Source organism: Streptomyces sp. NPDC037242, assembly GCF_055604165.1.
The window spans coordinates 39823-57908 of sequence record NZ_JBVJUY010000005.1; the positions used below are offsets into that span (position 1 = coordinate 39823).

Annotated in this window: 14 protein-coding genes; 9 read left to right on the forward strand and 5 right to left on the reverse strand. The window is 72.5% G+C overall.

All coding sequences use genetic code 11. From position 1 onward, the window contains the following. Positions 1 to 21: 21 nt before the first annotated feature. From ACZ7GJ_RS08370 to ACZ7GJ_RS08380, 3 genes are read left to right on the forward strand one after another with little or no spacing between them, the layout of a single operon-like run. Positions 22 to 282 (forward strand): hypothetical protein, encoded by a 261-nt coding sequence (locus ACZ7GJ_RS08370; RefSeq protein WP_470750379.1) that lies wholly within the window; start codon positions 22 to 24, stop codon positions 280 to 282. Positions 283 to 297: 15 nt separating this feature from the next. Continuing rightward, a complete protein-coding gene (locus ACZ7GJ_RS08375) occupies positions 298 to 2295 on the forward strand; it encodes a 4-alpha-glucanotransferase (protein ID WP_470750380.1) in 1998 nt (665 codons plus the stop codon). Between the two features lie 20 nt (positions 2296 to 2315). Further along, complete coding sequence (locus ACZ7GJ_RS08380; RefSeq protein ID WP_365920292.1) at positions 2316 to 2555, forward strand: hypothetical protein; 240 nt, start codon at positions 2316 to 2318, stop codon at positions 2553 to 2555. A 103-nt stretch (positions 2556 to 2658) separates the two neighbouring features. Here ACZ7GJ_RS08380 and ACZ7GJ_RS08385 read toward each other — a convergent pair whose 3' ends face one another. After that, a complete protein-coding gene (locus tag ACZ7GJ_RS08385; RefSeq protein WP_470750381.1) occupies positions 2659 to 3150 on the reverse strand; it encodes a MarR family winged helix-turn-helix transcriptional regulator in 492 nt (163 codons plus the stop codon). A 118-nt stretch (positions 3151 to 3268) separates the two neighbouring features. On the opposite strand from ACZ7GJ_RS08385, the gene ACZ7GJ_RS08390 reads away from it, so the two are divergent. From ACZ7GJ_RS08390 to ACZ7GJ_RS08405, 4 genes are read left to right on the forward strand one after another with little or no spacing between them, the layout of a single operon-like run. Continuing rightward, the gene (locus ACZ7GJ_RS08390; RefSeq protein ID WP_470750382.1) at positions 3269 to 4681 is read left to right on the forward strand and encodes an MFS transporter; all 1413 of its coding nucleotides are present in this window, start codon (positions 3269 to 3271) and stop codon (positions 4679 to 4681) included. A 48-nt stretch (positions 4682 to 4729) separates the two neighbouring features. Continuing rightward, complete coding sequence (locus ACZ7GJ_RS08395; protein ID WP_470750383.1) at positions 4730 to 5674, forward strand: EamA family transporter; 945 nt, start codon at positions 4730 to 4732, stop codon at positions 5672 to 5674. A 42-nt stretch (positions 5675 to 5716) separates the two neighbouring features. After that, a complete protein-coding gene (locus ACZ7GJ_RS08400; protein ID WP_470750384.1) occupies positions 5717 to 6649 on the forward strand; it encodes a DMT family transporter in 933 nt (310 codons plus the stop codon). 10 nt (positions 6650 to 6659) lie between these two features. Continuing rightward, positions 6660 to 7562, forward strand: coding sequence for a LysR family transcriptional regulator (locus ACZ7GJ_RS08405; protein WP_470750385.1), 903 nt, complete (start codon positions 6660 to 6662; stop codon positions 7560 to 7562). A 72-nt stretch (positions 7563 to 7634) separates the two neighbouring features. On the opposite strand, the gene pepN is transcribed toward ACZ7GJ_RS08405, so the two are convergent. Next, complete coding sequence (gene pepN, locus ACZ7GJ_RS08410; RefSeq protein WP_470750386.1) at positions 7635 to 10226, reverse strand: aminopeptidase N; 2592 nt, start codon at positions 10224 to 10226, stop codon at positions 7635 to 7637. Between the two features lie 148 nt (positions 10227 to 10374). On the opposite strand from pepN, the gene ACZ7GJ_RS08415 reads away from it, so the two are divergent. Then, entirely contained in the window at positions 10375 to 10902 is a 528-nt protein-coding gene (locus ACZ7GJ_RS08415) for a DUF1203 domain-containing protein (protein ID WP_470750553.1), read from the forward strand. A 62-nt stretch (positions 10903 to 10964) separates the two neighbouring features. Here ACZ7GJ_RS08415 and ACZ7GJ_RS08420 read toward each other — a convergent pair whose 3' ends face one another. After that, positions 10965 to 11993, reverse strand: coding sequence for an aspartate-semialdehyde dehydrogenase (locus ACZ7GJ_RS08420; protein ID WP_470750387.1), 1029 nt, complete (start codon positions 11991 to 11993; stop codon positions 10965 to 10967). Positions 11994 to 12247: 254 nt separating this feature from the next. On the opposite strand from ACZ7GJ_RS08420, the gene ACZ7GJ_RS08425 reads away from it, so the two are divergent. Continuing rightward, positions 12248 to 13741 (forward strand): M28 family metallopeptidase, encoded by a 1494-nt coding sequence (locus tag ACZ7GJ_RS08425; protein ID WP_470750388.1) that lies wholly within the window; start codon positions 12248 to 12250, stop codon positions 13739 to 13741. A gap of 66 nt (positions 13742 to 13807) precedes the next feature. Here ACZ7GJ_RS08425 and ACZ7GJ_RS08430 read toward each other — a convergent pair whose 3' ends face one another. Together ACZ7GJ_RS08430 and ACZ7GJ_RS08435 are read right to left on the reverse strand one after the other, a co-directional pair. Then, positions 13808 to 17131, reverse strand: coding sequence for a S8 family serine peptidase (locus ACZ7GJ_RS08430; protein ID WP_470750389.1), 3324 nt, complete (start codon positions 17129 to 17131; stop codon positions 13808 to 13810). Positions 17132 to 17404: 273 nt separating this feature from the next. Beyond that, positions 17405 to 17971, reverse strand: coding sequence for a CGNR zinc finger domain-containing protein (locus tag ACZ7GJ_RS08435; protein ID WP_470750390.1), 567 nt, complete (start codon positions 17969 to 17971; stop codon positions 17405 to 17407). Positions 17972 to 18086 lie beyond the last annotated feature (115 nt).

Sequence of the window (18086 nt, forward strand, 5' to 3'; positions counted from 1 at the left end):
ACGCACAAAGGAGTGCCGACCGTGAACACCGCTGCCCACGCCGGACGGATCGCCGGACAGACCTCCGGACAGCCCGCCGCAGAGACCACCGCCCCGACCCGCCGCCCGCTGCTCGCCCACCTGCCCGTGCAGGCCGGGCCGGACGGGGGACCCCTCACCAGCGAGCCCCCGCTCGCGGGCTCCGCGCACGCGCCGCTGACCAGCGAGCCCCCGCTCGCCGACGAGGCGCCGCTGACGAGCGAGCCGACCACATCCGCCGCGGCCGCCGCGGCGGGAGACTAGACAGGGATTCGACACATGGACGACCTCGCCCGGCTCGCGGCCCTGTACGGCGTCGCCACCACCTACCAGCCCGCCGAGGACGTCACGGTCCAGGTCCCGCAAGCCACCGTCCGATCGGTGCTGGGCACGCTCGGGGTGTCCGCCGAGACCGCCGAGTCTATCCGGGCGTGGGCCGACATCGGCGAACGGGGCGCCGCCAAGCGGCTGTTGCCGCCCGTGCTGGTCTGGTGGGCCGGGTCGGGGCCGCCCGTGGAGCTCGCCGCGCTGCCGCCCGGGACGCTGACCCGGCTGGAGCTGGAGGGCGAGGAGCCGGGCGGCCGGCCGCCCGGCGGGGTGCCCCCGCACGGCGTGCACCGGGTCCATGTCGAGGCCCCCGACGGGCGCACCGCGACGGCCGCCCTGATCGTGGCCCCGGACCGGGCGCCCGCCGCGCCCGAGCGGGCGCACGGGCTGCTCGTCCAGCTGTACTCGCTGCTCTCCGAGCACTCCTGGGGCATGGGCGACCTCGGGGACCTGGCGGCGCTCGCGCGGTGGGCCGGGCGCACCCACGGCGCCGGGTTCATCCAGGTCAACCCGCTGCACGCGGCCGTGCCCGGGACCCCGACCGACCCGTCCCCCTACCGGCCCTCGTCGCGCCGCTTCCCCGACCCGGTGCACCTGCGGATCGAGGACGTTCCCGAGCACGACCGGTGCCCCGAGCGGGCGGCCCTCGCCGAACTGGCCGCCAAGGGGGGCGAGTTGCGCCGGGAGGTGCTGGAGAAGGGCGCCCTGATCGACCGGGACGCGGTGTGGGCCCTGAAGCGGGCCGCCCTGGAGCTGCTGTACGCCGTGCCGCGCACCGCCGAACGGGAGGCGGCCTACCGGGAGTTCCGCGCGGCGCAGGGGCCGGCGCTCGACGGGCACGCCGCCTGGTGCGCGGCCGCGGCGGGGGAGGACCCGCGGGAGCGGCTCGACTTCCACCGCTGGCTGGTCTGGCTGACCGACGCCCAGCTCGCCGCCGCCCAACGGGCCGCCCGGGAGGCGGGCATGGCCGTGGGGATCGTGCACGACCTGGCCGTCGGGGTGCACCCGGAGGGCTCGGACGCGCGCACCGGCTCCTGCCACGCCCGCGAGGTGTCGGTCGGCGCCCCGCCGGACGCCTTCAACGCGCGCGGCCAGGACTGGGGGCTGCCGCCGTGGCGTCCCGACGCGCTCGCCGAGTCCGGGTACGCGCCCTTCCGGGAGCTGCTGCGCGGGGTGTTCCGGTACGCGGGCGCCGTGCGCATCGACCACGTCATGGGGCTGTTCCGGCTCTGGTGGATCCCGCAGGGAGCCCCGCCCGCCGAAGGCGCGTACGTCTCGTACGACGGCGAGGCCATGCTGGCCGTCCTCGTCCTGGAGGCGCACCGGGCCGGGGCCCTGGTCATCGGCGAGGACCTCGGGACGGTGCAGCCGGGGGTCCGTCAGGCCCTGGCCCGGCGCGGGGTGCTCGGCACTTCCGTGCTGTGGTTCGAGCGGGACTGGACGGGCGGCGGAGACCCGCTGGAGCCCGGGGCCTGGCGGGCCGACTGCCTGGCCACCGTCACCACCCACGACCTGCCGCCCACGGCCGCCAAGCTCGCCGGCGCCCATGTGGAACTGCGCGACCGGCTCGGCCTGCTGACCCGCCCGGTGGAGCGGGAGCGGGCCGAGGATGCCGCGGACACCGCCCGGTGGCTGGAGGTGCTGGAGGACCTGGGCCTGGACGCCAAGGGCGAGGAGGCCGCCGTACGGGCCCTGTACGGGTTCCTGTTGCGCACCCCGGCCCGGCTGGTCGGGGTGTGGCTGCCGGATGCGGTGGGCGACCGGCGGCCGCAGAACCTGCCGGGGACCTGGGACCAGTACCCCAATTGGCGGCTGCCGCTCGCGGACGGGGAGGGCCGGCCGCTGACCTTGGAGGCGCTGGCCTCCTCGCCCCGGGCGAACGCCCTGCTGGGCGCGGTGCGGGAGGGGGCGCAGACCCGTACGGCACCCCCGGGCGCGCGCCCCCTTTAGGCGTTCGCTACGTTTGCACCGTGGACAAGAAGAACGCTCTGCGCGCCGGCGCCGTCACGGCCGGAACGACGCTGATGATGCTGCTGATGACGTCTCCCGCCCTGGCGCTGACCCGCGACGACGGCGACGACCCGGGCCCGGGCCTGAGCATTGGCGAGACGCTCGGCCTGTACGTGGCCGCGCCGATCGTGCTGTTCCTGGTCATCGCGGGTCTCGTGATGGTCGGCGACCAGTCGCGAAAGCAGCAGAAGGACAGCTGACCCGACGGGTCCGCTCCCTTCGAACTGAATACTTCCGGGGCGCCGGGGGTCCGTACGCCGATGTGAGTCGGCCGTGCGCGACCTCCGGCGCCCTGTCGTGTCCTCAGACCCCGGCCAGCAGCTTGCGGAGCAGGCCGGTGAGCACGTCCACTTCCGCCTCGCTCAGACCGGTCAGCGAGGCGCGCTGCACCTCCAGGCCGGCGGAGACGGCCTCGTCGATGAGCGCGAGCCCGCGGTCGGTGATGGTCACCTGGAGTCCGCGCCGGTCGTGCGGATCGGGCTTGCGGCAGAGCAGCCCGGCCTTCTCCAGCTTGTCCAGACGCCCCGTCATGCCACCCGTGGTGAGCATCAGAGTGGCCGACAGCTGGCGCGGCGAGAGCGTGTAGGGGGCGCCGGAGCGGCGCAGGGTGGCCACGACGTCGAACTCCCCGCGCGAGATCCCGAAGCGCGCGTAGGTCTGCTCCATGGCGTCGCCCATGGCCTTGGCGATCCGGTAGATCCGCCCGAAGACGGCCATGGGGGCCGTGTCCAGGTCGGGGCGCACCGCGTGCCACTGGGCGGTGATCGCGTCGACTGCGTCCTGCTGGTCCTTCATGGGTGGAGTATCCGGTTTCCGCTCGGTCGTTCGCAAGAAAGTAGCTTGACGAAAAGTAGCTTAGCGCTAAGCTACTTCCAAGCAAGCAATCACGGAGCAACGATCGTGGGGGGACACCATGAAGACCGGTACACCGGTGAAGGAAGAACGGGTCGCGGGGGAGCGCTCGCTGCTCGTGGGCATCGGGATCAGCTCGGTCGGGATCGGCATGTACATCCCGTTCTCGCTCGTCTTCTTCCACCACGTCACCGGCCTCTCCTTCACCCTCGTCGGCCTGGTCATGACCGTCACCGGCGTCGCCGGCCTGGCCTTCATGCCGCTGGCCGGCTCGGCCGTCGACCGGTTCGGCGCCAAGAAGGTCAACCTGGTGCTCTACGGGATACGGGCGCTCGGCTTCGCCCTGTACCCCTTCGCCGGCTCGCTCCCCGCCTTCGCGGCCGTCGCCCTCGTCACCGCCCTCGCCGACCGCTCCTTCTCCGTCGTCCAGCAGTCGCTGATCGGGGAGGTGGCGCGCGGCGCCGCCCGCGACCGGCTCCAGGCCTCCATCCGGGCCCTGCAGAACGCCGGGATGGGTGCGGGCGCCCTGCTCGTCTCCGGAGTGCTGGGCCTGTGGGGATCCGGCGGGTTCACTTACACCGCCTGGGGCAACTCCCTGGCCTTCGCCCTCGCCGGACTGCTCGTCAGCCGGGTCCGCCCGGTCCGTGACGCCGCCACCGCCACCGCGGGGCGGGCGGCCGCCGGCTACCGGATGGTCCTGCGGGACCGGCCCTTCCTCGGCCTGACCGCCGCCAACTTCCTCACCGCGCTCGGCTACTCGGCCCTGTCCGTCCTCTTCCCGCTCTACCTCTCCACCTGGCTGACGGCCCCCGACTCCCTCACCGGAGCCGCCTTCACCGTCAACACCGTCCTGTGCGCCGGGATCGGCGTGCTGATCGCGGGCCGGGTCCGCCGCTCCGGCGCCCGCCGCACCCGCTCGGCCGCCCTGGGCGCCCTGCTCTTCGCCGCCGCCTTCGTCGGTCAGATCGTGCTCGGCACGCTGCGCCCCGGCCAGACCGCGACCCTGGTCGCCCTGCTCGCCATCGTCGTCGTCTACACCCTCGGCGAACTGGTCCACAGCCCCTCCGGCGGCGCCCTGTCGGTCTCCGCCGCCCCCGAGGCGGTCCGCGGCCGCTACCTGGCCACCTACCAGCTGTCCTACTCGCTGGCCTCCGCGCTCGCCCCCTCGCTGTTCACCGCCCTGCTCGCCGTCGACGGCCGGCTGCCCTGGGCCGTCCTCGCCGTCGCCGCGCTGGGAGCCGCCCTGGCGCTGGTCCGGCTGGAGCGGCACCTGCCGGCCGAGGCCGTGCACGCCGAGGCCGCGCCCGCCGAGGCCCGGCCGGCCGAGGCCCGGCCGGCCGAGGCCCGGCCCGCCGAGGCCCGGCCGGCCGAGGCCGCGCCCGCCGAAGCTCTGCCCGCCGAGGTCGCGCTCGCCAAGGTCGCGCTCGTCGAGCCGCCGGTCGACGCCCCGCGGGCGCCGGTGCCCGCCGCCTGAGCCTCCGTACGGTCCCGCCGCCCCCACCTGCCCGAGGAGTCAACCGCCATGAAGCGCTTCGCCACCGTCGCAGTGACCGCCCTCGCCCCCGTCTCCTGGGGGTCCACGTACGCCGTCGCCTCCGAACTGCTGCCGCCCGACCGGCCGCTGTTCACCGGCGTGATGCGGGCCCTGCCTGCCGGGCTGCTGCTCGTCGCCCTCTCCCGCACCCTGCCCAAGGGCGAGTGGTGGTGGAAGTCCGCCGTCCTGGGCGGGCTCAACATCGGAGCCTTCTTCCCGCTGCTGTTCCTCTCCGCCTACCGGCTGCCCGGCGGTGTCGCGGCCGTGCTCGGCTCCGCCGGGCCGCTGTTCGTTGTGGGGCTCGCCGCCCTCCTGCTGGGCGAGCGGGCGCGGCTGCGGACCGTGCTCGCCGCCGTCGTGGGGGCCTTCGGGGTCAGCATGGTCGTCCTGACCGCCGAGGCGGAGCTCGACCTCGTCGGCATCGCCGCCGGCATCGTCTCCTCCGCCTCCATGGCCGCCGGAACCGTCATGACCAAGCGTTGGGGGCGCCCCGAGGGGGTCGGGCCGCTGGCCATGACCGGCTGGCAGCTCACCGCGGGCGGGCTGATCATCATCCCGATCGCCGCGATCGTCGAAGGGGCCCCGCCCGCGCTCGACGGCAAGGCCTTCCTCGGCTACGGCTACATGATGCTGATCAACACCGGTATCGCGTACTGGCTCTGGTTCCGCGGCATCGGCCGGCTCACCGCCACCTCGGTCACCCTGCTCGGCCCGCTGTCCCCGCTGACCGCCGCCGTCATCGGCTGGGCGGCCCTGGGCCAGGCGCTCACGCCGGTGCAGGTGGCGGGCATGGCGATCGCCTTCGGCGCTACGGTCGCGGGCCAGCTGACGCTCGGCGCGCCCCGGCCGCCGAAGGCCGAATCGTTCAGTTCTTCTGAAAAGAATGATCGAAACATTTCGATGGACCTGACGGATGGGCGGGTGGGACGGTAGAGCCTCGACCGACACACCGGACTTTCGAGGGGGAGACACACAGTGGCCGTCATGGACCGCGTCCGTACCGTTTCGCAAGGCAAGCCCGCCGCCCAGGGGACGGGGAAGAAGGGGGCAGCCGGAGTCGGCGTGCTCCTGGCCCTGCTCGCGACGGTCGTCTGGTCCGGCAGCTTCGTCGCCACCCGGGGCATGGCCGACAGCGTCCCGCCCGTCCAGGCCGTGTTCTGGCGCTGGATCATCGCCACCCTCGCCGTCGCCCCCTTCGCCGCCCGGCAGGCCTGGCAGCAGCGGGCACTGATCCGGCGGCACTTCGGATTCATCGCCCTCGCCACGCTGTTCGGCGTCACCCTCTACAACACGCTGGTCCACCAGGCCGGTCTGACCACCTCAGCCTCCAACATGGGCATGATCATGGCCGCCTCGCCGGTCCTCATGGCCCTGTACGGCCGCCTCGGCGGCGAACGGCTCGGTGCCCGGCGCACCTTCGGCCTCACCCTCGCCGCCCTCGGCGTGCTGCTGCTGGTCGGGGACGGCTCGCTCGGCTTCGACTTCGGCGCCGGCGACCTGTGGATGTTCGGCGCCGCCCTGTCCTTCGCCACGTACAGCGCGCTGCTCAAGCGCAAGCCCGCCGAACTGGGCGGCCTGGCCTTCCTGATCACCACCTTCCTCCTCGGCGCGCTGATGCTGGCCCCCGCGTACGCCGTGTCCGTCACCGTCCAGGGCGGCTTCGAGGTCACCGCGGGCACCGTCGGACCGCTGCTCTACGTCGGGGTCTTCTCCTCCGCCGTCGCCTTCTTCGCCTGGAACAAGGCCGTCTCGGTCATCGGCGCCGCCCGCGCCGGGGTCGTCTACTACCTCCAGCCGGTCTGCGTCGCGGGCCTCGGCCTCCTGCTCCTCGGCGAGCGGACCGGCCCGGCGCAACTGCTGTGCATGGCGCTGATCCTGGGCGGCGTGGGCCTCGGTGCCCGGCGGTAGGTTCGGGCCCATGACCGAGTGGGACATCAAGAAGCTGCGGATCCTGCGGACCCTCGCCGAGCGGGGGACCGTGACCGCGACGGCCGAGGCGCTGCACATGACGCCCTCGGCCGTTTCCCAGCAGCTGACCAACCTCGGCCGGCAGCTGGGGGTGCCGCTGCTGGAGGCGCAGGGGCGCCGGGTCCGGCTCACGGACGCCGCCCACCTGGTCCTGCGGCACGCGGAGGCGGTGTTCGCGCAGTTGGAGCGGGCCGACGCGGAGCTCGCCGGGTACCTCGCCGGGGAGGCGGGGGAGGTGCGCGTCGGGGCCTTCTCCACCGCGGTGCCGGCCCTGGTGGTCCCCGCCGTGGCCGAGCTGCGGCGTACCCACCCCCGGGTCGAGGTGCGCGTACGGGAGACCGAGGCCGCGGAATCGTACGAGCTGCTGTCCGCCGGGGGCGTGGACCTCGCGCTGTCCCTGGCGGCGCACGCGCCGACCGCGCGGGACGCGCGGTTCACCCGGGTCACGCTGCTGGAGGACCCGCTGGACGTGGCCCTGCCGCCGGGCCACCCGCTGGCGGCCGCCCCGGACCTGCGGCTGGCGGACCTGTCCGGCGACCCGTGGATCTACGGCGGCAGCGGCCCCTGGTCGGAGATCGCGGTGGGTGCGTGCGAGGCGGCGGGCTTCGTCCCCGAGCAGGCGCACTCGGCGTCCGGCTGGACCGCGATCCTGGCCATGGTCGAGGCGGGCATGGGCGTGGCGCTGGTCCCGCGCATGGTGTCGAGCCGCGCGTCGGGCGTGGCGGTCCGGGTCCTCACCCACGACCGCCCCACCCGCCACGTGATCGCGGCGGTCCGCCGTGGGGCCGAGTCCGGCCCGGCGGTCTCCCACGTCCTCGCGGCCCTGCGCCAGGCAGCCGCGGCCCGGCAGTAACCGCTGCGCGGAACCCACCGGGGCCCCGCGATGGGGCCCGGGCGGGGGATGCCCCCCGCCCGGGGTGGTGCGTCAGACCCGAGCGGCAGCGGCGTCGGCCGCCTGGGCCTTCAGCGCCCGCTCGACGCCCGCGCGGGACTCCGAGACCAGGCGGCGCAGCGCCGCGTTCGGCTCGGCCGAGGCCAGCCACGCGTCCGTCGCCGCCAGGGTCTCCTCGGACACCGCCAGGGAGGGGTACAGGCCCACCGCGATCTGCTGTGCGATCTCGTGGCTGCGGCTGTCCCAGACCCCCTTGACCGCCGCGAAGTACTTCTCCGCGTACGGCGCGAGCAGCTCGCGCTGGTCGGTCTGGACGAAGCCGCCGATCACCGCCTCCTGCACCGCGTTCGGCAGCGAGTCGCTCTCGACGACCGAGGCCCACGCCGCCGCCTTGGCCTCCGCGGTCGGCAGCGCGGCCCGCGCGGTCGCGGCGTGGCGCTCGCCCGCCGCCGTCGCGTCCCGCTCCAGCTCGGCCGCGATGGCCGCCTCGCCGCTGACGCCCGTCGCGGCGAGGCGCTCCAGGAACGCCCACCGCAGCTCGGTGTCGACGGCCAGGCCCTCGATCTCCACGGACCCGTCGAGCAGACCCGACAGGTACGCCAGCTGCTCCTCGGTACGGGCCGTCGCCGCGAACGCGCGGGCCCACGCCAGCTGGTGGTCGCTGCCCGGGGCGGCCGCACGCAGGTGCTCCAGCGTGGCCTCCGTCCAGGTGGCCAGCCCCTGCTCCCGCCACGCCGGGTCGGCGTACAGGTCGACGGCCAGCTTCACCTGGCGGTGCAGCGACTGGACGACGCCGATGTCCGACTCCTTGCCGATGCCCGACAGCACCAGCGCGAGGTAGTCGCGGGTGGCGAGCTCCCCGTCGCGGGTCATGTCCCACGCCGAGGCCCAGCACAGCGCCCGCGGCAGCGACTCGGTGAAGTCGCCCAGGTGCGCGGTGACCGTGGCGAGGGACTCCTGGTCGAGGCGGACCTTCGCGTACGACAGGTCGTCGTCGTTCAGCAGCACGACAGCCGCGCGCGGACGGCCGACGAGCGCGTCCACCGGGGTCAGCTCGCCGTCGATGTCCAGCTCGACGCGGTCCGTGCGGACCAGCCGGCCGCCCTGCAGGTCGTACAGGCCGACCGCGATCCGGTGCGGGCGCAGCGTGGACTCGCCCTTGGCGCCCGCGGGCAGCGCCGGCGCCTCCTGGCGGACGGCGAAGGCGGTGACGACACCGTCCTCGTCCGTGGTGATCTCCGGACGCAGGATGTTGATCCCGGCCGTCTCCAGCCACGCCTTGGACCAGGCGGTCAGGTCGCGGCCCGAGGTCTCCTCAAGGGCGCCGAGCAGGTCGGACAGGCGCGTGTTCCCGAAGGCGTGCGCCTTGAAGTACGCCTGAACGCCCTTGAAGAAGGCGTCCTGGCCGACGTAGGCGACGAGCTGCTTGAGCACCGAGGCGCCCTTGGCGTACGTGATCCCGTCGAAGTTGACGAGGACGTCGTCCAGGTCGCGGATGTCGGCCATGATCGGGTGCGTGGACGGCAGCTGGTCCTGCCGGTACGCCCAGGTCTTCATGGAGTTGGCGAAGGTCGTCCACGCGTGCGGCCACTTCGAGCCCTCGGCGTACGCCTGGCAGGCGATCGAGGTGTAGGTGGCGAACGACTCGTTCAGCCACAGGTCGTTCCACCACTCCATGGTGACCAGGTCGCCGAACCACATGTGCGCGAGCTCGTGGAGGATGGTCTCCGCGCGCACCTCGTACGCCGCGTCCGTCACCTTCGAGCGGAAGACGTACTGGTCGCGGATGGTGACCGCGCCGGCGTTCTCCATCGCGCCCGCGTTGAACTCCGGGACGAAGAGCTGGTCGTACTTGGCGAACGGGTAGTCGTAGGCGAACTTCTCCTGGAACCAGTCGAAGCCCTGCCGGGTCACGTCGAAGATCGCGTCCGCGTCGAGGAACTCGGCGAGCGAGGGCCGGCAGTAGATGCCGAGCGGCACGGACTTCCCGTCCGAGCCCTCGTAGGAGCTGTGCACCGCGTGGTACGGGCCCACGATCAGGGCCGTGATGTACGTGGAGATCCGCGGGGTCGGCTCGAAGGCCCACACCCGGTCCTTCGGCTCCGCCCCCTGCGAAATGTCGCGTGGCGAGTTCGAGATGACCGTCCAGCCCTCGGGGGCCGTCACAGTGAACCGGAAGGTCGCCTTCAGGTCGGGCTGCTCGAAGCTGGCGAAGACCCGCCGCGCGTCCGGCACCTCGAACTGGGTGTACAGGTACGCCTGCTGGTCCACCGGGTCGACGAAGCGGTGCAGGCCCTCGCCGGTGTTGGTGTAGGCGCAGTCCGCGACGACACGGAGCTCGTTGGTCCCGGCCGCGAGGTGCTTCAGCGCGATGCGCGAGTCCCGGAACACGGCGGCGACGTCGAGCGCCTTGCCGTTCAGGACCACCTCGTGGACGGCCGGCGCGACCAGGTCGATGAAGGTCTCGGCGCCGGCCTCGGCCGAGTCGAAGCGCACGGTGGTCTCGGACCGGTAGGTCCCGCCCTCCTGTGCCCCACTGAGATCGAGCTCGATCTCGTAGGAGTCGACGGTGAGCAGCTTCGCCCGCTGCTGCGCTTCTTCACGGGTCAGGTTCGTGCCAGGCACGCGTTCATCTCCTTTGATGGTGACGTTGCCCCGCCATCCTTCCACGCGGTCGGCGCCACCGCGCCGGAGTCATCCAGGGGCGAACGCGACGTCCGATTCCTGCCAGACCCGCCCGGCCGCGGACCCCCACCCTGGAGCCATGACCACCGTGACCAGGCACACCGTGCTCCCCATCGCCCCCGATGCCCTCGCCGCACTGCGGGTCCGTGACGACGCCGGGCGCGGCTGCGTCCCGTACACCGACGACGAGGGCGGCGCGCCGCTCAGGTGCTGTCTGCGGCCCAGCGCGGCGGGCGAGCGGATCGCGCTCGTCTCGTACGCACCGCTGCGGCGCTGGGCCGCCGCGACCGGCGCGCAGCCGGGGGCGTACGACGAGCAGGGGCCCGTCTTCGTCCACGCCGAGGACTGCGGCGGACCGGCCGCCGAGGGCGCGTACCCCTTCGTCCGGCCCGGCGTGCAGCGCGCCGCCCGGCGCTACAGCGCCCGCGGGCACATCCTCGGCGGCCGGGTCATCGGCTTCGCCGCGGACCCGGACGCGGACGCCGGTACGGACACCGACGCCGATGCCGAGCTCGGGCGGGCCCTGGACGAGGCCTTCGCCGATCCGGAGGTCGCCCTCGTGCACGTCCGGGCCGTCGAGTTCGGCTGCTTCCTCTACGAGGTCCGCCGCGGCTGAGGCGTCCGGAACGACGGGGGGCGGCGCCGTCACGGCGCCGCCCCCCGTCCGTGCGAGCGGGATCAGCCGCGCAGCTCCTCGGCGACGAGCTCGGCGATCTGCACCGCGTTCAGCGCCGCGCCCTTGCGCAGGTTGTCGTTCGAGAGGAACAGCGCGAGGCCGTTGTCGACCGTCTCGTCGGCGCGGATGCGGCCCACGTACGAGGCGTCCTTGCCGGCGGCCTGGAGGGGGGTCGGGATCTCCGAGAGCTCGACGCCGGGGGCGTCCTTGAGCAGCTCGTACGCGCGCTCCACGCTGATCGGGCGCTCGAAGCGGACGTTGACCTGGAGGGAGTGGCCCGAGAAGACGGGCACGCGCACGCAGGTGCCCGAGACCTTGAGCTCCGGGATCTCCAGGATCTTGCGGGACTCGTTGCGGAGCTTCTGCTCCTCGTCGGTCTCGAAGGAGCCGTCGTCCACGATCGCACCCGCCAGCGGGATGACGTTGAAGGCGATGGGCCGCTTGTAGACGGCCGGCTCCGGGAAGTCCACCGCGCCGCCGTCGAAGGTCAGCTGGTCGGCGGCCTCGGAGACCGCGCAGGCCTGGGTGCGCAGCTCGGCGACGCCGGACAGGCCCGAGCCGGAGACGGCCTGGTAGGTGGTGGCGACGAGCGCGGTCAGACCGGCCTCTTCGTGCAGCGGACGCAGCACCGGCATCGCGGCCATGGTGGTGCAGTTCGGGTTCGCGATGATGCCCTTGGGGCGGTTCTTGATCGCGTGCGGGTTGACCTCGGAGACGACGAGCGGGACCTCGGGGTCCTTGCGCCAGGCGGAGGAGTTGTCGATCACGACGGCGCCCTGCGAGGCGACCTTCTCGGCGAGGGCCTTGGAGGTGGCGCCGCCGGCCGAGAAGAGCACGATGTCCAGGCCGGTGTAGTCGGCCGTCGAGGCGTCCTCGATGGTGATCTCCCGGCCCTCCCACTCCAGCGTCGAGCCCGCGGAACGGGCCGAGGCGAACAGCCGCAGCTCGTCCACCGGGAACTTCCGCTCGGCCAGGATGCCGCGCATGACTCCGCCGACCTGTCCGGTGGCTCCGACGATTCCGACCCTCACGGTGACTCCTCTTGGTACGTACGACGCGGGCGCGCGTGGAGCCATCATGCGTTCGACCCCACGAGGCTTGTCCAATCCATTGTCCGAGGAACGGACGGTGTCCTGAATGCGAACCCCCGTGACGAGTTCGTGACGGGCGTGTTGCACCACCCCAGAACGGCCGTTTTGCCTGGTCGCGGCCGGTTAGCGTCCGGTCTGTCGTGTCCGCTGTCCGGACACGGCAGTCCGCTGTACGAACCCTGGGGAGGAACACCGTGCGCGCCATCCGCCACCGCCGCCGGTCCATACCGGCGCTCGCCGCCCTCGCGGCAGCCGCCGTCGCCGCACCCGTCCTGCTGACCGCCACGCCGGCGGCCGCCCACCCGCGCGAGTCCCGGCTCGCCAAGGAACTGGTGGAGGAGGTCACCGCCCGCGGCGCCTACCGCCACCTGGCGAAGTTCCAGCAGATCGCCGAGGCCAACGGCGGCAACCGGGCCGCCGGCACGCCCGGCCACGCCGCTTCCGCCGCCTACGTGCACGACACCCTGAAGAAGGCCGGGTACCAGGTCTCGTACCAGGACTTCGACATCCACGAGGCGCACACCAAGACGGAGCGGACCCTGGTCCTCGGCGGGCCCGAGGGCACCGCGGGCCGCGAGCTGGCCACCGCCGCCTTCACCTTCACCAAGTCCACCCCGGCCGGCGGCCTCGTCGCCCCGCTCGCCCTCGCCCGGGTCGACGAGACCCCGGGCTGCGACGCGGCCGACTACCCGGCGGGCGCCTTCGCCGGGAGGATCGCCCTGGTCAAGCGGGGTGCCTGCACCTTCGTGGAGAAGGAGAAGGCGGCTGCCGCGGCCGGCGCCCTCGGCGTCATCGTCTACAACCACAGCGGCACCACCCCCGTCCGCGGCGGCTTCTCCTCGCCCGCCGACGGCGTGATCCCGAGCGCGGGCATCACCCTGGCCGACGGCGAGGCGCTGACCGCGGCCGCCGCCGGGGGCGAGGTGACCGTACGGCTGGAGCTGGACCAGGAGCACGTCAGGAAGACCACCCGCAACGTGATCGCCGAGACCCGGGGCGGCCGCTCCGACCGCGTCGTCGCGGTCGGCTCCCACCTGGACTCGGTCCCCGAGGGGCCGGGCATCAACGACAACGGCTCGGGCTCGGCCGGTCTGCTGGAGGTGGCGCTCAAGCTCGCGGAGGAGGGCGGCAACAAGAAGGGCAGGGGTCCCGCCAACAAGGTGCGCTTCGCCTGGTGGTCGGCGGAGGAGCTGGGACTCCTGGGCTCCGAGCACTACGTCGCGCAGTTGTCGGAGCGGCAGAAGAAGGACATCGCGCTCTACCTGAACTTCGACATGATCGCCTCGCCGAACCCGGCGCAGTTCGTCTACGACGGCGACGACTCGGACAAGGTCGGGGAGGGCGCGGGCCCGGCCGGCTCCGCGCAGATCGAGGCGCTGATCAACGGCTTCCTCGACAAGAAGCGCAAGCCGCACGAGGGCAGTGACTTCGACGGCCGCTCCGATTACGGCCCGTTCATCGCGAACGGCATCCCGGCCGGCGGCACCTTCACCGGCGCCGAGGGCATCAAGACCGCCGAGCAGGCCGAGCGCTACGGCGGCACGGCAGGCGCCCCGTACGACCCCAACTACCACGGGGCGGGCGACGACCTGAAGAACCTGGACCTGGGGGCCTTCGACACCAACCTGGACGTGATCGCCCACGCGGTCGGCACCTACGCCGAGTCCCTGAGGTCGCTCGGCAAGTAGAGCGCGGGGGGAAAAAGCCCGAAGGGGCGGTGCTCGTCAGAGCACCGCCCCTTCGGCCTGCCTGTACTACGGAAGGACCTTGTCGATCTGGACGCTTCCGGTGCCCGCGGCGGTGCCGCGGCCGTTGAGCAGCTTGACCTGGCCGAAGAACTGACGGCCCGCGGGGGCCTCGCTGTTGACCAGGACGTTCGCCGAGACGTTCGCCGAAGCGCCGTTGGCGAGGTTCACCGTGGCGGTCTCGTCGACCAGGACGGAGCCCAGGGCGGCCGAGAAGAACACGTCGCGGTAGTCGTACGTGGTGGTGCCGGCCGGGACCGCGTAGCCGATCACCTTGACGCTGTAGGTGCCCGCGGCCGGGTTGACCAGGCTCACGGCCTCCTCGGAGTCGCCGTCGGCGGAGGTGCCGACCTTGACGCCGTCCTTGTAGACCTCGAGGTCGAGGTCCGCGCCGGTGTCGGAGACGCCGCCGATCGCGACGTCGAGGCGGGAGACGCCCTCGCCGATCACGACCTCGGAGGTCTGGGTCTCACCGTTGGCGATGGTCGGCTTGGCGACCTTCGCGGAACCGAGCGGGCCGCCCTGGAGCTTGCCGCCGGCGATGGCCGCGGCCTCGTTCTTGATGCTCCACTGGACCGGGGCGGGGGTGCCCTTCTTGACCTCGGGCAGGACCTTGACCGCGGGGTCGAAGGCCGCGCCGAGCACCGAGATGTCCAGCTTGAACGGGTTGTCGAGCAGCGGCGACGTACGGCGCGACTCGACCTCGATCTCCCAGACGCCCGGCTGCGGGTTCTCGTACGAACGCAGGTCGGGGCGGCAGAGGTTCGCCGGGTTGTCGTAGTTCGGGTAGCACTGGGTCGTCGCGCTGTCCTCGACGCCCACACCGTACGGGTGGATCGAGATGAAGCGCGTCTGGCTGCCCGGCTTCAGACCGCCGAGGGCGACCTCAAGGGTCTTGGCGCCCTGCGGGACGGTCACGAAGTACGACTTGTGGCTGTTGCGCTGCACGGACGAGGTGTCCGAGTAGGAGAACGACGGCTTCGCCAGCGGGGCGGAGACGACGACCGTGGAGAGGATCTGCTTGTCGATGCCCTCGGTGGTCGGGTCGTCCAGCTGCAGGATGCCGCTGTGCACGCCGGCCGTCTTGGCCTTGGCCTCGACCTTGATGGTGACCGGCTTGTTCAGGGGCAGCGTGACGTAGTCGTAGTCGCTGAGGACCTTGAACGTGCCGTCGTTGTTGCGCCACGACAGCTTGTGCTGGGTGCCGTACTTGACGCCCGTGGTGCGGGTGACGACGACGTTGTAGACCTTCTTCTGGCCGGCCTTGAGGCCGCCCTCGCGGTCGTAGATGCCGGTGCCGAAGCCCGGGGTCTTCAGGAACTGGTCGATCGCGGTGTCGACCGGCGCCTTGACGGTGAACTCGTTGGCCTTCGCGTCGCGCTGGATGGACTCCCACGCGCCGGGAACGTCGATCAGACCCGAGCCCTGGGCGTGCGCCGGGACGTCGTCGATCTTCTTCGCGGTGCTGGTGAGCGCGATGCGCAGGGCGGCCGGCGTCAGCTTGATGTTCTGCTGCTTCGCGGCCGAGATCAGCAGGGCGCTGGCGCCCGCCGCCTGCGGCGAGGACATCGAGGTGCCCTGGAGCATGCCGTAACCGGCCGGCAGGTCGTAGCCGGCCTCCTTCACCGGGGCGCCGGGCAGCCAGGTCTGGATCGTGTTGATCGAGGCGCCGGGGGCGGTGATGGTCGGGGTGAACCCGCCGTCCTCACGCGGACCGCGCGAGGAGAAGGGGAACATGTTGTACTTCTTGTCCACGGCGGAGCCGTAGTTGGCGGCCCAGGTCTCCTTGGAGACCGCGGCGCCCACGGAGATGACCTTGTCCGCGAGACCGGGGTCGCCGATGGTGTTGATGCCGGGACCCTCGTTGCCCGCCGAGATGACGAGCTGGACACCGTAGGTGTCGATGAGGTTCTTGTAGAGCTCGGAGCGCGCGTTGTTGCCGTCGTTCAGCGCCGGCAGACCGCCGATGGACATGTTGACGATGTCCACGCCGCGGTTGACGACGAGGTCGATCATGCCCTCGGTCAGCGCGATGTTGGTGCAGCCGCCGGACCAGGAGCAGGCGCGCGAGGAGACGAGCTTGGCGCCGGGCGCCTCGCCGTTCATCTTGCCGCCGAAGAGGCTGTTGGCGGCGGTGATGCCCGCGACGTGCGTGCCGTGCTCGGACTCGATGATGCCGACGTTGACGAAGTCGGCCTTCTTGCCGACCCAGTCACCGCCCAGCGGGTCCATCGGGACGTCCTTGCGGATCTCGATCACGAACGGGATGCGCTCGGCGACCTGGGTCGCCGGGTTGTCCGTGCCGAAGTAGCCGATCTGGTAGCCGTCCTTGTACGGCTTCATCGGCTCGTTGTTCGTGAAGTCGCCGTCCTGGTCGGTGTCGACGCGGACGGTGCCGGCGGCGGCGTCGTAGAGCAGGCCGAACCGGTCGGTGGTGTCCCCGTCCCGGTTGACGTCGCCCTTCATGTCGCCGTTGGCGGTGATCGACTCACTGAACCGGCTCCACTGGAAGGAGCCCTCGGGGGCCTTCCAGCTCTGGCCGCCCGCGGAGAAGGTGCCGGCAGCGGTGGTGACCGGGGTGATCTGGGCGCGCCAGGTGGCGTCGCCGTCGGTGATCGGGTCGGTCGCCGTCACCCAGTCGACGATCTTGCGCTCGCCGGTGGTGGTCGTCTGCAGGGCCGGGTGGCCGAGGTCGACGCCCGAGTCCATGATGCCGATGGTCACGCCGCGGCCGTCGGCCTGCGGGTTGTCCTCGACGAAGTCGACGGCACCGGTCTCGAAGGACGGGTTGTACGGGTTCTTCGCCGGGGTGTCCTTGTCCGGCGCCGCGAACGTCGCGCCCGCGGTCCGCTTGACCGTGCCGGTCTCGCGGTCGGCGTCGGGACGCGGGTCGGGGAGCTGGATCTCGTGCCGCAGGTCGATGCCGTGCACGGAGGACAGCTTGGCGGCCGACTTCAGCGCGGCCTCCGCCTTGTCGGTGGGCAGGGTGGCGCGGACGTAGCCGAGGTTGTCGTACGTCTGCCCCACCGAGGCGCCCTGGACGGCGTCGAGCTGGTCGGCCACCTGCTTGGTCTGCCCGGGGGCGGTCGCGACCATGACGGTGACGTTCGCGTCACCCTTGGCCTTGGCCTCCTGGAGCAGCTCGGCATCCGCCGAACCGAGCTTCTGGTCGGCCGACTTGACCGCCGGAGTGGTGCCCGGGTTGTCGGCGCCGGTGGCCGCGAAAACGGGCACGGCGCCGGTGGCCGCGAGGGCGGCCACCAGACCGGCCGCGGCCGCGACGCGTGCGACGCGCCGGGCCCCGGATATGGAGCTGGGGGATTCGAGGGTCATCAGCATCCCTGGTAAGTGAAAGAAACGGTCCGGATTTCGGTGCCGGATGACCGGTCAGCTTTGCGCAAGTGACAGCTGTTTGGGGAGGCTTGTCATTGACCGATACCTGCCATGGCGGACACTCGCCAATGCGGAGTGAACGCCAGGCGGGCCGTACCGTGATGAACCGGTACGACCCGCCGGGGTTGAAGAGTTGATTTGTAGATATCCCGACCGCGCGTCAGCGGCGGAGCGGAGCTCCGTCTCGAATCGGGTGTGACAACTTTCGCGCCCTCAGCGCTCGCGCGTGCGCGCGTAGTGGCGCGAGGCCTTCGCCCGGTTGCCGCAGACGGCCATCGAGCACCAGCGCCGGGTGCCGTTGCGCGAGGTGTCGTGGAAGTGCAGTACGCAGGTCTCGGAGGCGCACTTGCGGATCCGGTCGGGATCGGAGCCCAGCAGGTCCAGGTAGTCGCGGGCGGCCGTCCAGGCCGGACCCCAGGCGGGATCGGCGAACTCGGGCCGCTCGCCCGGGCCTTCGGCGGTCAGCGTGGCGCGGATCCGGCCGTGCTCCAGGACGGAGTCGACCAGGGAGCGGGCGCTCGCGTCGGCGGGGTCCGCGACCGCGCGGGCCAGCGCCTCGCGCGCGGTGAGCAGGTGGACGAGGGTCGCCGCGTCGGCGCGGAAGCGGTCGGCCAGCCCGGCGCTGCGCAGCCAGATCGCGAGCCCTTCGACCCGGGTGAGCCCGAAGGCGCCCGCGAAGAGGTCGGTGAGCTCGCCCTCCCGCATCCAGCGGGTGTTCAGCAGGTCGAGCGCGAGGGGCTCGCCGGTCAGCGGACGCGGGTCCGTCGCCTGTGCCGTCATCGCCGTACTCCCTCTGCTGCCGCCCTTGGCGCCGCCTGCTAACCCCTCAAGGGTACGTGGCCGGTTGACTCCGGCCGCCCTAACCTTTAACTTTGATTTAGAAGGTTAGAGCGCC

Excerpts from the sequence above, each read along its gene's own strand:
- ACZ7GJ_RS08375 (WP_470750380.1), top strand. The coding sequence starts at position 298 with ATGGACGACCTCGCCCGGCTCGCGGCCCTGTACGGCGTCGCCACCACC.
- ACZ7GJ_RS08385 (WP_470750381.1), bottom strand. The coding sequence starts at position 3,150 with ATGAAGGACCAGCAGGACGCAGTCGACGCGATCACCGCCCAGTGGCAC.
- ACZ7GJ_RS08390 (WP_470750382.1), top strand. The coding sequence starts at position 3,269 with ATGAAGACCGGTACACCGGTGAAGGAAGAACGGGTCGCGGGGGAGCGC.
- ACZ7GJ_RS08395 (WP_470750383.1), top strand. The coding sequence starts at position 4,730 with ATGAAGCGCTTCGCCACCGTCGCAGTGACCGCCCTCGCCCCCGTCTCC.
- ACZ7GJ_RS08405 (WP_470750385.1), top strand. The coding sequence starts at position 6,660 with ATGACCGAGTGGGACATCAAGAAGCTGCGGATCCTGCGGACCCTCGCC.
- ACZ7GJ_RS08430 (WP_470750389.1), bottom strand. The coding sequence starts at position 17,131 with ATGACCCTCGAATCCCCCAGCTCCATATCCGGGGCCCGGCGCGTCGCA.
- ACZ7GJ_RS08435 (WP_470750390.1), bottom strand. The coding sequence starts at position 17,971 with ATGACGGCACAGGCGACGGACCCGCGTCCGCTGACCGGCGAGCCCCTC.